At 59.5% G+C, this 15,489-nt stretch carries 9 protein-coding genes; 4 read left to right on the forward strand and 5 right to left on the reverse strand.

Annotated features, from left to right (window positions below):
* Window positions 1-26 precede the first annotated feature (26 nt).
* The 3 genes from VIF40_RS10700 to VIF40_RS10710 form a co-directional block, all read right to left on the reverse strand.
* Complete coding sequence (locus tag VIF40_RS10700; RefSeq protein ID WP_331937501.1) at window positions 27-1,565, reverse strand: efflux transporter outer membrane subunit; 1,539 nt, start codon at window positions 1,563-1,565, stop codon at window positions 27-29.
* Window positions 1,562-2,710 carry an efflux RND transporter periplasmic adaptor subunit gene (locus VIF40_RS10705; protein WP_331937502.1) on the reverse strand — a complete coding sequence of 383 codons (1,149 nt, stop codon included), beginning with the start codon at window positions 2,708-2,710 and terminating at the stop codon, window positions 1,562-1,564. Before VIF40_RS10705 ends, VIF40_RS10700 begins: the two co-directional genes overlap by 4 nt.
* Window positions 2,711-2,780: 70 nt before the next feature.
* Window positions 2,781-5,927, reverse strand: coding sequence for an efflux RND transporter permease subunit (locus VIF40_RS10710; RefSeq protein ID WP_331937503.1), 3,147 nt, complete (start codon window positions 5,925-5,927; stop codon window positions 2,781-2,783).
* Window positions 5,928-6,518: 591 nt separating this feature from the next.
* Between VIF40_RS10710 and VIF40_RS10715 the strand changes: the two genes are divergently transcribed.
* Together VIF40_RS10715 and VIF40_RS10720 are read left to right on the forward strand one after the other, a co-directional pair.
* Window positions 6,519-7,592, forward strand: a complete 1,074-nt coding sequence (locus tag VIF40_RS10715) for a tetratricopeptide repeat protein (RefSeq protein ID WP_331937504.1) — start codon at window positions 6,519-6,521, stop codon at window positions 7,590-7,592.
* A 176-nt stretch (window positions 7,593-7,768) separates the two neighbouring features.
* The gene (locus VIF40_RS10720) at window positions 7,769-8,065 is read left to right on the forward strand and encodes a hypothetical protein (RefSeq protein WP_331937505.1); all 297 of its coding nucleotides are present in this window, start codon (window positions 7,769-7,771) and stop codon (window positions 8,063-8,065) included.
* A 92-nt stretch (window positions 8,066-8,157) separates the two neighbouring features.
* On the opposite strand, the gene VIF40_RS10725 is transcribed toward VIF40_RS10720, so the two are convergent.
* Window positions 8,158-9,870, reverse strand: coding sequence for an outer membrane protein (locus VIF40_RS10725; protein WP_331937506.1), 1,713 nt, complete (start codon window positions 9,868-9,870; stop codon window positions 8,158-8,160).
* Window positions 9,871-10,801: 931 nt separating this feature from the next.
* Between VIF40_RS10725 and VIF40_RS10730 the strand changes: the two genes are divergently transcribed.
* Both VIF40_RS10730 and VIF40_RS10735 read left to right on the forward strand, forming a co-directional pair.
* Window positions 10,802-12,505 (forward strand): hypothetical protein, encoded by a 1,704-nt coding sequence (locus VIF40_RS10730; protein WP_331937507.1) that lies wholly within the window; start codon window positions 10,802-10,804, stop codon window positions 12,503-12,505.
* Between the two features lie 37 nt (window positions 12,506-12,542).
* Window positions 12,543-14,051 carry a hypothetical protein gene (locus tag VIF40_RS10735; RefSeq protein ID WP_331937508.1) on the forward strand — a complete coding sequence of 503 codons (1,509 nt, stop codon included), beginning with the start codon at window positions 12,543-12,545 and terminating at the stop codon, window positions 14,049-14,051.
* A gap of 309 nt (window positions 14,052-14,360) precedes the next feature.
* Here VIF40_RS10735 and VIF40_RS10740 read toward each other — a convergent pair whose 3' ends face one another.
* Window positions 14,361-15,488: an ABC transporter substrate-binding protein gene (locus VIF40_RS10740; protein ID WP_331937509.1), complete on the reverse strand. Its 1,128-nt coding sequence runs from the start codon at window positions 15,486-15,488 to the stop codon at window positions 14,361-14,363.
* Between the last annotated feature and the right edge of the window lies 1 nt (window position 15,489).

Raw genomic sequence — 15,489 nt, forward strand, 5'->3', positions numbered from 1 at the left:
GCGCGGCTGCGGGCGTAACCGAGTCGTCATGGCTCGCCTCCCGTTCTCTCATTGCTGGACAGCGCGGCAGTGCGTGGATTGTCGAAATGCCGAAGGTCGGCGGAGGACCAGCCGCCGCCGAGCGAGAGCATCAGCGCAATCGCCGCCTGAAGCCTCTTCCCTTTGAGGCTCAGCAAAGCGTCTCGCGCATCGAGGGCTGCTGTCTGCGCTGTGATCACGTCTAGATAATTGGTGGCGCCGTCTCGATAGAGGACCAGCGAAATGTCGAGAACTTTTTGCGTTGACGCCACGGCCGCACCGATGCTTCTCTCTTGCTTGGCGAGCCAGCGCAAATTCGAGAGATTGTCCTCGACCTCTTGGAAGGCTCGCAGCACGGTCTCCCGGTACTCGGCGACAGCGTGAGCATGACTGGCCTTCGAAGCGTCCAATTCGGCCACTCGTGCTTCGCCGTCGAAAATAGGCAGGGTGATCGCCGGGCCAACCGACCAGACGCTGTTTTTGAAATTGAGCAGACTGAGGCCAGTGTCCTGCGTTCCGCCCGAAAGGTTGATGGTCAGCCGAGGGAAAAATGCAGCCCTCGCCACACCGATCGTCGCATTCGCCGCCGCCACTCGTCGTTCGGCGGCGGCGACGTCGGGCCTGCGCTCGAGCAAGGTGAGCGGAACGGCCGAGGGAATCGTCGGCTGAGCATTGGACCGAGACGAAGGCCGAATCGAGAACGAAGACGCCGCTCTCCCGACGAGCGTCGCAATGGCGTGCTCATACATTGCCCGTTTCGCTTCGAGCTCGGCTCGACGAGCGCGTGCGATCTCGAGCTGCGCCATCGCCCGTGGCTCATCGGAAGGGGCGCCGACATTGCCTTTTACAAGCGTCTTTGTGAGATCGAGCGCCAAGGCATAGCTCGCGACGACGTGATCATATAGGGCGATCTCGCTATCGACGGTTCGCAGAGCGACGTAGTCGCGCGCCACTTCCGCCTGAAGGCTGAGACGGATCGTTTCGAGATCGGCCGCACTCGCCTGCGCTTGCGCTTCTCGCGATGCGATCGAATTTCTGACTCTTCCCCAAAGGTCGACCTCGTAGCTCGATTGCAGGCTCAGCATATTGTTTCCGTAATGGGATGGCTGATCGAATGGCCGGCCATCGATCAACGCCTGCTCGAGTCCTTGAGGCGACGCCACGCGATTGGAGTTTCGAAGCGGTCGATGCGCAGATTGCTTGTTCGACGAATAGCTGTTGCTGAAATCGATGGTCGGCATAAGCCCCGCTTCTGCTTTTGCCGCAAAGGCGCGTGACTGATCCAGCAAGGCGACAGACGCCGCCAAGCTCTGACTGCCGGTGTCGATTTGCCCTTCGATCTCGTTCAGCGTTCTGTCGCTCAGGGCGCGCCACCAGGGTCCTCTCGACTGGTCGTCGCGCGGGCGTGCTTCGGCCCACGATTTGTTTTCCTTGAATTTTGCCGGCGTTTCCACGACAGGAGGGGAATAGTCCGGTGCGAAGCTACAGCCAGAAAGGCCAACGGTCAGGAAGGACAGCATCGGCAGCAGCCCAGAACGAACATTCATTTTCTCCGCTCTCCGCCGACCGGCGACGCTTCCTCGCCGTCGACCGTCGGCTGCGAAATCTCGACGACATCGCCGTCTCTCAGCAATTCGGACGGATAGTCGATGATCTTATCCGTCGCCTTGACGCCGGACGTCACCAGAACCTCGGTCCCAAGATCTCGATCCACGAAAATTTTCTTGAACGAAACTTTGTTGCCCGTCCCGATCGTGGCTACCCGCAGCTCGTTGCGCCGGAACAGCAGAGCGGTCGCGGGAATTCGGATGACGTTGGGGTCTTCAGGAATCTGAAAATGAACCTCGGTAAACGAGCCGGGCAATAGCGCGCTGTTGCTATTGTCCACGAGCAGCTGAACGAGCAGCGTCCGCGAGCTGCCGGCGATTGCGTCGGAGGTGGCGACCACGGAAGCGTCGAACTTCCGGTCGGGGTATTGTGAAAGCGTCAAGGTCGCCGTCATCCCTTGCTTGATACGGTTCGCGAAAGATTGCGGAACGCGCACATAGACACGCATCTGATGAATGTCGGCGATGTCGAAGAGCTCGATCGGGTTTCCCGGGCCGACCAATACGCCCACGTCGATTTTTCGCGCCGTCACGATGCCGGAGAATGGCGCTGTGATCGAGGTGAAGCCTTTCAGCGCCTTCAGCCGATCCATATTCGCGCGAGCGGAAGCGACATCCGCCAATCTCGTGTCGACCTCCCCTCCTTTTTCGTCAACGCTCTGCTGCGACACCGCGGCCGAAGCGCGTAGCGCGTCCCATCGCTTCGACGTCAATTTGGCGAGCCGCACTTGCGCCTCCGCTTTACTTAACTCGCTTTTCGCCTGCTCGTATTGCTGATCCAGCTCCGGAGCGTCGATCGTCGCGAGGACCGCGTCCGCCTTCACGCGAGCGCCGATGTCGTAGTTCCAGCTTTTCAAGTAGCCGCTCACCCGCGCGCGAATTTGCGCCTCGTTGAACGCCTTGACTTCTCCGGGCAGGATCAACGCTTGCCCGCCGCTCGCCGCCTTGATCGCAGCCAGCCGCACCGAAGGCTCTGCCTGCTTTTGCGTCCAATCCGCCAGTCGCGCTTCTTCGCGCCACCGCAGTGCTATGCCGCAGGCGCCCAACGCCACCGCCATTAGCGCGCCGAGGATCGGCCACAGCATGCGCCGCCCCAGGGTCGTCGACGTCGTTGCCGAGACATGTGCAGGCCGATCCGTTATCCATATGGGTTCATTACTCATCCGACGTCCTCGAGCCGCGTGTTTCAGAGTGGATAAGCGAAAAAACGACAGGAACGAGGACCAGCGTCGCGACCGTCGACCACATGAGTCCTCCGATCACCGCGCGTCCGAGGGGCGCATTTTGCTCGGCGCTGAGCGCCATCGGCGCCATGCCGATCATCATCGCGAACGACGTCATCAACACCGGTCTGAAGCGGGAAAAGCCGGCGTCCACCGCTGCCGTCAGCGCTTCGGCCCCTTCCGCCAAGCGGTCGCGGGCGAAGCTCACCACCAGAATACTGTTCGCCGTGGCGACGCCCATGCACATGATCGCTCCGGTCAAGGCCGGAACAGACAACGTCGTAAAGCTCAGGAACAGGACCCAGACGATGCCCGCCAATGCCGTGGGAAGCGCGCACACTATGACGAAGGCGTCGAGCCAAGACTGAAAATTTACGACGATCAAAAGGTAGATGAGCACGATAGCGAGAGCGAGACCGCTATAGAGCTGCGCATAGGTCGCCGTCATGGTCGACACCTGTCCGCGCAACGCGACAGTCGAGCCCGCGGGACGTTGCGCCGCCATCTCGTCGAGAATTTTCTGGACGTCGTCCGCGACCGCTCCCAAATCGCGTCGGTGAACACTGGCGTAGATGTCGATCGCTTGCTGAACATTATAGTGCGAGACGACCGCCGCGCTCTGCCCGCGGGAGATCTCGGCCACGCCTTGCAAGATTTGCGGGCCTTTGGAGGAAGACATCGGGGTCGTCCGCAGCGCATCCATGCTATTCAGCCACATCTGTGGCGTCTGCGCGACGATAGGATACGAAACGCCATTCTTCGGATTGAGCCAAAACGTCGGCGCCGTTTGCACGCTTCCCGCCAAGTTCACCTGCAGAGTCACCGCGATATCACGTTCCGTCAGTCCGACGTCGAAGGCGGCTGGCCGGTCGACATCGACGTTGAGAGTGGGCGTGTTGAAGGCTTGCTGAATGCGCGCGTCCGCGATGCCAGGAATTTTGGCGATCCTGCGAAACAGCTGTTCCGCGTAGGCGCGGTTGGCGTCGACATTGGTCCCGATGATCTGCACATCGATAGGCGCAGGCAATCCGAAATTGAGAATTTGCGTCACGATGTCTGCCGGGAGAAAAGCGAAAGAAACCCCCGGGAAAAGTCTCGGAAGCCGTTCTCGGAGGAGCTCGGCGTAATGTTCTGTTTCCTGCTCTTGGCCCTCACGGAGCGTGATCATGACATCCGTGTCTGCAGCGCCGATCGTTCCGGAGTTGCCGTACGCGAGATTGATGCCGCTGATCGGCAGTCCGACGTTGTCGACAATCGACTCGAGCGCAGATGGTGGAATGAATTGGCGGATTGCCCCCTCGACTCTGTCGCAGATTTTCGTCGTCTCTTCTATCCGAGCGCCGGTCGGCGCCCGAAGATGCAGCTTCAGCTGCCCGGCCTGAACGGTAGGAAAAAAGTTACGTCCGAGAACAGGCGTCAGAACGAGAGAGGAAAGGACCACCGCCATGAAGGCGGTGACGAAGGCGCGTGGCCGCAACAGAGCCGAATCGAGAAATCGCTTGTATTGCGCCCGAACCGCTTCGAAGCGGCGCTCGAAAGCTTGCTGGACACGCACGAGCGGATTGGCCGATCTCGAGGCTCGTTCGTGATGGTTGACCGGGGTTGAGAGCAGGTAGTGCGCGAGAGTCGAGACGAGCGTCCGCGAAAGGACATAGGACGCGAGCAGTGCAAAGAGGACCGCTTCCGCCATCGGCCTGAAGAGGTAGCCGGCGACGCCGCCGAGGCCGAACATAGGAAGAAACACGATGCAGATGCTTAGCAGTGAGACGGTCGCCGGGATAATGATCTGTCGCGCTCCGTCCATGATCGCATCCTCGATCGCTTTGCCTTGCTCGAGATGCGCATTGATGTTTTCGATCGTGACAGTCGCATCATCGACGAGAACTCCGACCGCCAGCGCCAATCCGCCGAGCGTCATGACATTGATCGTTTCGCCGACGAGCGAAAGCGCGATAATGGAGGACAGGATCGCCAGCGGAATCGAAGTGATGATGATGATGGTCGAGCGCCAGCTACCCAGAAACAGCAAGATCATAAGCCCCGTCAGCGTGGCCGCCATCAGACCTTCGGCAATGACGCTAGAGACGGCGGAGTTGACGAATGTCGACTGGTCGCCGACCGCGACGAGCTGGATTTCTGACGGCAACCCTTCGCGAATCTTCGGCAGCAAGGAATTCACGCCATTGATGACGTCCAGTGTCGAAGCCGAGCCGGACTTTTGGATGGCCAAGAGGACCGCGGCTCCGCCATTGACGCGAACGACATTCGTCTGCGGAGGGCTTCCGTCGTGGACAAACGCGACATCTCGTACGAAAACAATAGCGCCATCGGCCGCCTTTATAGGCAGCTCGTTGAGCTCCTCGATCTTCCGAGGGGCGTCGTTCAACGACACGACATATTCGTAGACCCCGATTTTTTGGGTGCCGACGGGCAATATAAGATTCTGGCGCGCTATAGCGTCGACGACGTCCTGCGCCGAGAGCCCGTAGGATTGCAGCTTACGTGGATCGATATCCGCCTGCACTTGGCGAACCTTTCCACCATAGGGAGAGGGAACGGCGGCTCCGGCAACGGTCGCGAGCTGTGGCCGAATGAAGTTTTGCGCATAATCGAACAATTGTGTCTCGGACAAGGTTCGACTCGATAGCGCGAGCTGGATAACCGGAACGCTAGAAGCGTTGAACGTCAGCACGTAGGGGGGCGTAATTCCGGCCGGAAGAAACTTCAGGACCGTCTGCGACGCTGCCGTCACCTGCGACAGAGCCGTGTCGATTCTCGCGGTGGGCTGGAAGTAGACTTTGACGATGCCGTATCCCGCTAGAGACTGCGACTCGATATGCTGAATGTCGTTGACCTGAGCGCTCAGCGCGCGCTCGTAGAAATATATGATCCGACCGGACATGTCTTCCGGCGGCAGGCCATTATAGGTCCACACCACGCTGATCACCGGAATGCCGATGTTCGGAAAGATGTCGGTCGGCGTGGACCTCCATGCCTTCACGCCGAAGATCAATATGAGAAGAGCCGCGACGACGAATGTGTATGGACGTTGTAGGGCGACGCGAACGATACCGAGCATAGCAGCTTGCATACCGGTCGGAACTCCGACGATGGATCGCAATGATGGCGGAGCGATACGGAACCGTTGAGGTAAGGCCTCTGAGAGGATTTGCGGCTCATTCGCAACGCCAGTTCGAGACACGACCGCAAAAGGAGAAGCAGCTTCTCCCGTGGAAGAACTTCGACCGAAAGAAGCCACGCTGCAAGCAATCAAATATAAAAAAAAAATTAGAGTTCAGAGAGTTGAGAAAGTTAGATGGAGCGCGCCGGCTAAATTTTTTTTTAATAACCTGTGGCGGGTCGGTTTGCTAGGTATGTCTGTGCCTGGACACGAACCGAATACGACCCGTTTCGGCGGCGGCGCGCGTCGGAGGGACGAGTGACGCGGGAGTCCCGATATGTCGAGCTATAGCTCGTGCTGAACAGGTGAGTCCAATGCGACGCCTCTTAGTGGCGTCCGCTTTCGGAAGGAAGCGTCTGCCAGCTCGGAAGCTCGAGGCCAGTCGAAATGATTGGCGAGGCATCGCGGTAATATCTTCCTTCGACGATGCGCGATGCGGCCTCTGCCCGTCAGGGACGATCTACGCTCACAATGTGTGATGGGGTCATCATGAGTTCCGATATTCGCTCCAAATTCGCCTATGCTCCGGATCATTCCAAAATGGATGCGGAGAGGCCGACAGGCGCGTCGGGGCCGAACGGCGCCGAAAGGCTTTTCATAGGCGCCAGGAAGCTCATGGAGCTGGCGGCCAGGGCTTTCGAGCGGCAAGACTATGCGCGTTCGAAAATGTTGCTTCTCGACGCTCTCGGCGCCTGCGAGGCATCAAAGCAATCGAGCTATCGGGATAAAGGAGACATTCTGCTTCGTCTCGCGTTGACCGAAGGCAAGCAAGGCGATTTAGATGAAAGCAGAGAATGCCTCCGACGCGCGCTCTTGGTTTTTGAAGAGAACGCAGGGGCCGACGAAGTCGAAGTGGCCGAGCGCTTTGCTGAAGCCGCCATCGTGTTGCATGCATTGAACCAACGCGTCGATGCGAAAATTTATAGCGAACGCGCGTTGACGATTTACAACGCGCTGCTGGACGAACAGCACCCCGACGTTCTCGCCTGCCTCGACGGGTGCGTCATTATCCATGTCGTGTGTGGGGACCACAGGGAAGCGGCGAAGCTGCTCGAGCGCGCATTGGCGTACCGCGAGGAGGCTGTAGATGTGACGCGAAAGGACATAGTGGCGTTCCTCGATCAGTTCACAGAGCTCTTCTATACGCATGGCGGCGGAGGCGAGGTCGAGCCGTTTTTGAGAAAAGCGTTGTCGATCCGTGAGAGCTTGCTCGGTCCCGACCATCTGCATACGTTGATGACATTGAACAAGCTCGGTTTGGCGCTATTCGAAAAAGGGGCTTACACGGACGCTATGCTGATATTGGAACGCGTTTATGCGACTTGCGAAACGACGATGGGGCCGGCGCATCCGGACACGGCGACGGCCTTGAGCAATATAGGTGATCTGCTCTGCGCGACAGGCCATCTGGCGGAGGCGCAGCTCTGGTTCGAGCAGGCGATCAGCGTGCTCGAACGGGTTCTGGAGGTCGAGAATTCGACAGGAAAGCGGATGCCGCGAAATTTGAAAAGGCTGAATAAAAGCGCCGATCATGCTGAATATTCGGGTGAGGCAGGTCATTGACGCAAGAAGAGAGTCGCGCAACGAGCCGATAGAAAGGCCGCAATCGCTGCGAGCCGCGCAAGCTGACGGTCTTTCCGGCGAAGGCGTGGTTCCGCCATACGGCGTGGGAGCCGTTCAACAAGACCGTGCTGCGACTGGAGCGCGCAATCTACCGCCGGGATCCGGCGACTGGTCTTTTGAAGCAGACGATCGAGGTCGTCTATTGGGCGTCCTCGGCGGCCAGTCCGACGCCCGAGCGCTGGAGCGAATGGATCAGAGGCCATTGGCGCATCGAGAACGGCAGCCATTATGTGCGCGACGTGGCGTTCGCGGAGGATGCTTCGCGCATCCGCAAGAATCCCGATATCGTCGCGCGGCTGCGTTCCTTCGCCTATAATCTCCTGCGCGGCGACGGCTGCCACAACATCAAGAACGCCAGATGGCGCGTCGCTCTCGATATCCGAGCCGCCTTTGAAATAGCTCGGTGCTATTGAGAACTCAACGCCCTGGGGGTGTCCACCCCATCAGAGCCATCGCGAGCCATTCTCCCGCTTCGCCCGAAACGGGAGAATGCCGCGACCCGACCTCAGAGATGATAATTCAGGCCAGCCCGAAGAACATTCCCATTGAACGGAGCTTTCCAGGCGCCGCTCGAGAGCCCTGCCTTATCGGCATAATACAGAGGCCCGATATTGGCGGTGTTCGCCGTTCCGAGATCGTAACGCAGATATTCCGTCTTGACGCTCCAAGAGGGGCTGAGCATCCACTCCAATCCGGCGCCGGCCGCCCACCCCAAACGCATGTCGACATAACCGACCAGGCCGTTGTTGCCGACGCCGAAGTTGAGAACCGGCGAGCGGAGGGGGCTGAAATAGGTTGGGTTGAGAACGGCTTCGCCGAATGCGAGGCCGCCCGTGCCATAGGCCAGAATGGTGGGCGTGACGAGATAGCCGAATCTGGCTCGGACCGTTCCGAAGTTATGCTGATTGCGTTGCGCCTGAAGGAAAGTCGAATCGGCGCCGGACCCGCTCCACGCGCCGACGGTGCTATTGCCGACCGTCAGGCCTTGCAAGTCCGCCTCCACTCCGGCAAGCGTCTTGTCGCTCGTGTCGAGCGTATAGCCGATCTGAATGCCGCCGATGAAGCCACGGCTGTCGAGATCGACATTGGGAGCCAGCGCGCCGGCCGCCGCCAACGCGGCGAAGCCGCCCGCGCCTCCATAAGTGAACGTCGTCTGAGTGTCGCCGGCCGATGTGTAGCCGCCGTTCACGCCGAGATAGAGACCGCTCCATTTGGCGCCGGGCGCTGCTGCGGCGACGAGAGGACGTTTCAGCGCGCCGACCCGGGCGGCGGCGACCGCAGGTCCATGCTCGCCGAGCTTCCAACGCATGGCCAGCGCCGCCTGCCAGGCGCGCGCCAGCTGCGGACCATCGAGATTCTGGTAGACCGGGAGGCCGCCTTCTAGACCGACGGAATAGCCCGGGGCGCCGAACAGCTTTCCATCGATATCGATCCCACCGTACATCTCGATCTTTTTGCCGCCATAATAATTCGGATTGGCGCTTTGGAGCTTTCCGCTCATCCAATAGTCTTTGCCGTCGATCGGACTTTGAATGTTGAAGTTCGCGCGCACAGTCGTCGTCAGGCCCGGGATCCAGCTGTAGCCAGCCCAAATGTTCGCTTCCTGATAATGACCCCACATGTAGCCTTCATTGTTGACCGCCAGGGGTAGGCGCGCGCGATACGAGACGCCCCATGACCAGGGAGCGATTGCGCCGGCGTAGAGGACGCCGGGGACAACGTCGAAGGTGCCACTCCCCGATTGCATCCCGTAGAACGCCCGACCGATATTGTATGTGCCGTCGGTCCTCGACACGGCGCCGCCTTGATTGTAGGTGCTCGCGGTCGGAAACGACATTCCCAGATTGACCTTGATCCTGTTGATCGGATCTTGATAGGCGCGCCAAACGACCGACGCTGTCATATCCTCGAGGCTGTCCGTGCCGGGAAAGCTCATGCTGCGTGGCGTTACGCCGGACGCCCCGTCGAACGTCATCAGATGCGAGTGCTTCTCGACGACGCCGGCGGACAGCACGATCGAAAAATTCTTGGCGAAGCCATAGGCCAGAGTCACCGTCTGCGATTCGATGAACTGATATTGCGGGACGATGCGCAAGGTCGCGGCGAATGGATTCCAATACCAGGGAATCGCCCCGGCGATATATTGCGAGGACACGCGCTTCGTGCCGATGAGCGAATTGGCGTTGGTGACGAACTTCGGAATGATCGAAAGCGTCACCCGGCCCGGCTCCGGCAAATTGTCGCCGAAAACCCCGAGAGGCACAGGCGCCAGCGCCGGAGGCGCCGTTTCCGGTTCGGACGAGGATCGAACCGTGGCGTGTTGCCCGGCATCGGCCGTCGTGGCTTGCGCGACGAGCGCGCCCGCCGTGAGAGCAAGTAGCAGGACGGGTTCATTTACGAGATGGGAGCGTAATTTCGATCCGGTTTTCATTTTCTCATTTCCGATCTAGCGACGATTCGCCGATCGCGGGCCCGGCGATCCTCTGGAAGATTCGAACGAGCCTGCGCGGCGCCAATACGTAATATAAATGCGATCTATATCGAATGAGAGGCCGGCGTGCGCTTTAAATGACAATATTTGCGGATTTTGACTCGCTGTTGCAAACGTACAACAAGGATACATATCTAATCAGCATGCTTGTATTTTATACAAAACATTATTTATATATGCACATAGAAAATCTAAACAAGCACGTACAGCATCGCTTAAATAGATACATTGTATCTATTTAAGCGATGCTGTACGTGTAATCGATGCTGCTGCCCTACCAAGATTTTAACGTCATCGGCGCGTCCAGCTGAGCAAGCGATATCAATCTCTCGGAGATTGCTCGATCGGCGAGGAGACGACGGAAACGCACGCGTGCTGCGGCCGACTTCTGCGCGAGCATACCCACGACATTCACGCCTACACAGGTATATACTTCTTATATGCAGTTATACTCGTGCTATCGAGAGCCTAACAACACAGCTTTTTGCCCACCGATCCTATCGTTGCCATTTGGAAAAGTCGGCAAATGACTGTGTATTAAGTATCGTATTACACAATACCGCCTCGTGACGTTATTAAAAAATAATTTAATATTCCTTCATGGGAGCGTCATTCGCTTGCCGTTAGTCCAGCTCCGGTTAGGGTGGGAGGTGCTCGGATGAAAAAAGCGATCAACATGGCAATGACAGTCGAATACTTGAGAAGCAGCAGTGCTCGCCATTGTTGTGCAAGAATTCCGCGCTCGGTGCTGCTGGCGGTATTGTTTACCTCCTGGAGCTCTATGGCTTCCGCCTCAGACGCCGAAATAAGAGCGGAGATGGAGTCCCTGAAGGCGCAAGTCCGACGCCTCGAGCATCGCCTCGAATCTCAAACGAAAGACCGAAAGGCGACGAATCACGTCGCAAAGAGCGACGCGAGCTCTACGAAATCGGATGCGTTGTGGCCCGACGTGTTCCATTACAAAAATGTCTCGCTCAAGCCCGGAGGCTTTTTCGAATTCGGCGCGGTGCATCGCGATCGATTTATGGGCGCAGACCTCGCAACGCCGTTCGGCAATATGCCTTACGCGAATAATCCGACGGCTCATGACGGCGAAACCAGATTCACTGCCCGCCGCAGCCGCTTCACTTTGCAAACCGACGCCAATCTCGACGACGAAACGCATGCAAGACTTTATTTCGCGGCCGACTTCCTCTCGGCTGCGCAAACCGCGAATCTCACGCAGAGCGACTCGTTCAATTTGCGCTTCCGTGAGCTCTACACGAGCTTGGACCGTTCGGACTTTGGGCTCCATGTCTCCGCCGGTCAGATGTATTCTCTCGCATCGCTGAACTCTCGCGGCACGACTCCTGATGCATTCTTGGTTCCTCCGGTGATCGACGATCAATATTTGCCCGGCTACACATGGTCCAGACAGCCTGGCGTGCGCATCAGCAAAGATCTCCCATATGATCTGCAAATCGCGGTGGGCGCTGAGGCGGCCTATACGAACTTCGCGGCGCCGGGCATGAACTTTACCGGCACCGTAGCGCCCATTCCCGCAAATGGCGTGTCGCAAACGCTTCCGGGAACCTATTATCCTGGCGCCTATTCGCAAAACCCGATCGGGGGATCGCTCTACAACAGCCTCAACGCGGTCACCTTCAACCATGTTCCGGATCTGATGACGAAAGCGTCATGGGATCCGACGCTATTCGATCGCAAGATACACATCGAGGGCGGCGGCATGCTGCGTAACCTCAATGATCGTACCTTCGGCGGCAACCACGATGTTTGGGCGGGCAGCGGCTTCATCGGCGTGACGGTTCCGGTGATTCCGAAATTGATCGATTTCCAATTGTCGGGCATCACGGGACGCGCCAACGGCCGCTACGGATCCGCCTCGATCGCCGACGCCACGTTCGACTGGACCGGCGCCCCGCAGCCCATTCACGAGCGTCAGCTGCTCGTCGGCGTAACCGTCCATCCGAATCCCAAGACCGATGTCTACGCCTTCGCGGGCGGGGAATTCGCCGGCGCCCAATATTCGACCGTCAGCCTCCCGAAAACTGCGTATCTCGCCGGTGGCGTCTATTCATTCGGCTACGGCAATCCCGGCTTTATGAACAGCGGCTGCAGCATCGAAGGCTCCTACACCGGCGGGCCCTACGGGCTCATCGGCTCCTGCGTCGGGCAGACCAAATCGCTACGCCAGCTGACGGGCGGCGTTTGGCATAATTTCTATGACGGCCCGGGCGGAAAAGTTCGCGTCGGAGCCCAGTATTCCTACACGATCAAAGACTCGTTCATCGGCGTCGGAGGCGCGCCCAAAGCGACTGAGAACATGATTTTCCTGAGCCTTCGCTACATGCCGTTCAACTGATGGTCACGCGTCGTCGCTCGCCCAGAGCCCCTGCCTCATGCAAAACAAAAGTACTGCGTCACACATAGACAAAGGGCCTCGGCGTCGCACGCGGCGTGATCTACGACCAACGCCGCCCGGTCATGACCGGGCGGCTCGAACTTTTCTCCGCTTTCCCGAACATTGGTTGAAAGCGTGTTGCATTGCCGTCTGCCTATCCGCGGCGATTTCATCGCCCGCACGCTCCGATCAAACCCCGGTTGGCGACCGCGCTTCGAGCGCACGCGATGTCGAACCGAAAAGGCCGGACGAAATGGTGAGCGTCTATCGAAAGGCGCTGAAGGAGCTTCCTCGCGAACGCGATCCGCTCGAGTCCGCCCGAGTGCAAGCCGCTTTGGGAGCCGCTCTCGCCACCATCGGCGAACGCGATGGCGATCCACATATGCTATCGGAGGCCACGGCTTCTTATAAAGCAGCGCTGAAGATTTTTTCGCGCTGGGGCGCCCCGGTCGACTGGGCCAACACACAGTTTCTTCTCGGGCGTTCCCTCGCTCTGCAGGGCGCAAGCGAAAGCAGCCCCGGGAAGCTCGAAGAGGCGGAATCCGCCTTTCGACAAGCGCTCGAGGAATATGGCCGCCGAGAGCGCCCGATCGAGTGGGCAACCACCGAGCTATGTCTCGGCGATGTGTTGATAAGGCTCGGCAAGACCTATAATCGGCCGGAACATTTGGCCGGCGCGATCGATGCGAGCAGCAAAGCGCTGACCGTCCTCGAGCGCGATTGCGCTTCGTTCATATGGCCGAGAGCGCAGTCAATTCTCGGCGACGCTCTCGGCGCTCTCGGAACGGCGGAAGGCCGCGACGAAGCCCTAGAAGAGGCGGCTTCCGTCTTCTATGACAGCTTGAAGGAATGCACGCGTGAGCGGAACCCCTATTTTTGGGCAACCGCGCAAGTCGGGCTCGGCAATATCCTCGCTACACTCGGCGCGCGGCAGGCCAGCGCGAGCAGGCTGACCGACGCAGTCGCGGCCGATCGCGAAGCGCTGCAGGTATTTACGCGCGAGCGCTATGCGACTTTATGGGCGATGACGCAAATGAACCTGGGCGATGCGCTCGCGGCCCTCGGCGATCGCCAATCCGATGCGGACCGACTGAAAGAGGCCGTCGCGGCGTATGGTGAGGCCCTGCAGGAGCTGACGCGCGCACACACTCCCTCGGATTGGGCGGCGACGCAAATGAAGCTCGGCAACGCGCTCACCGCGCTCGGAATGCGAGAAGACGAAATAACGCATATCGAGATGGCCGTCGCGGCCTATCGTGAGGCCTCGAAGGAATATACGCGGGATCGCGCGCCGATGGACTGGGCGGTCGTGCAAGGCAATTTGGCTAACGCCCTGGTGCTGCTCGGCACGCGTGAAAAGAACCTCGAGCGATTCGACGCGGCCGTGACGGCCTATGGCGAAGCCTTGGAGATATTGACGCCTACGGCCGCTCCGTCTCAGAACGAGGCCATCCGTAAGAGCTTGGCGCGCGCCCACGCAGCGATCCTCCAGTGGCTGAAGGAATGACGCCCGGCGTCGACCCGGAGCATCGAGGCGCCGCCGTGTGAATGGTCCGAGAAGCGAGGGGCCGGATGTCGTCGTCTCTTCGAAAGTCCCAACTGAAGATAGCTCGGAAGGGACGACCCGACGGTCGAGCGTCGAATGGTCGACCTCGACGCCGCGCTCTTCCAATATTTCTTCGAGTCGGCGATAGCGCATCGGATATGACACATGTCAGCGGACGCTCATAGGATCACGTCGCGTTCAAAGTGGAACCATCAGAAGTCCCTTCAAATTCTCGATAGAAACCGTCCTGAAAAGCCCGTCTCGATTTTTTCACTTCGCCGACGCGCGCCGCTCGGATGAGAAGCGGCCATAGCCGAAGGAGCGTCCGTTTGCCTCCACGGCGAGCAGCGCGTCGATGGCCTCGTCGTCGAGTTCATAGCCGAACGCGTCATGATAGGCGCGGCGCAACGCCGCGCGCATATCTCCTGCATCGACGCCTGGATGCAGCAGCTCGGCCAGCCATCGCACGAGCAGCGGATCGAACACGGGCGCGAGAAAGCTCGGGAAATCCGGCATGCGATAGACTTTGCCGGCGCGAACCGCGCGGAGCAGCCGCCAGGCGGGATCGTCGAGGAAAGCGCGCGGCTCGAGCGGCGCAGGAAACGCCTGCAACAAAATGACGTCCGGATCGAAGAGCGCCAGCTGCTCGAGCGAGAAAGTGGCGGTCGCCGCGCCGACGCGCGCGACATTGACGCCGCGCACGAGATCGAGCCGCTCATTGAGATAATATTTCGATCCTCCGACCCAGCTTTTCGCGGAATTGGACACGACGGCGAGCACGCTCACGGGCTTTTCGTCGCCGCGCAGGCTCGCCGCGATCGCCGCCATATCCGCGTCATAGCGCGCGAGAGTGGAGCCGACGATCGCCGAAGCCCCGCAGAGTTCCGCCATTTTGCGCCACAGCTCCATTTCGCTCCGCATGAGCGGAAAGCTGTTTTGGAAGGCGACGAAGTCTAGGGCGGGCGCTTTTTCGAAAATGCGGAATTGCGCCGCCCAGCCGAGCGCCGCGTCCGGCGACAGCTTCAACGTTTCCTCGAAATTGGGGTTGTCGAAGCCGCCGACCCGAGCGAGCCCCCCGGCCTGCGGAAATACCCTATCGAGAAGGCCGGCTCTCATCGACGACAGGCCGAGCTCGCTCGCGCCGACCACTCTGTCGAGACTGTGAGTCAATGACAGAAAGGCCGGTAGAATATTGGCGGTGAAGACCATGCGGCGCGGCGGCGCGGAAAAATCATGGGCGTGGCCCAGCATGTCGACATAGGGCGACGTCGAGGCGCGCGCGGCTTTCGGCCGGACCTTCGGCGCGAGCAGTCCGATGACGAGAGCGAGCCCGCAAGCGACGGCGAAGCCGGCGCTTTGCAGGCGACCGTCACCGGCTCTCGATCGCCGATGGCGCATC

It is taken from the genome of Methylosinus sp., assembly GCF_036560965.1.
GTDB lineage: Bacteria > Pseudomonadota > Alphaproteobacteria > Rhizobiales > Beijerinckiaceae > Methylosinus.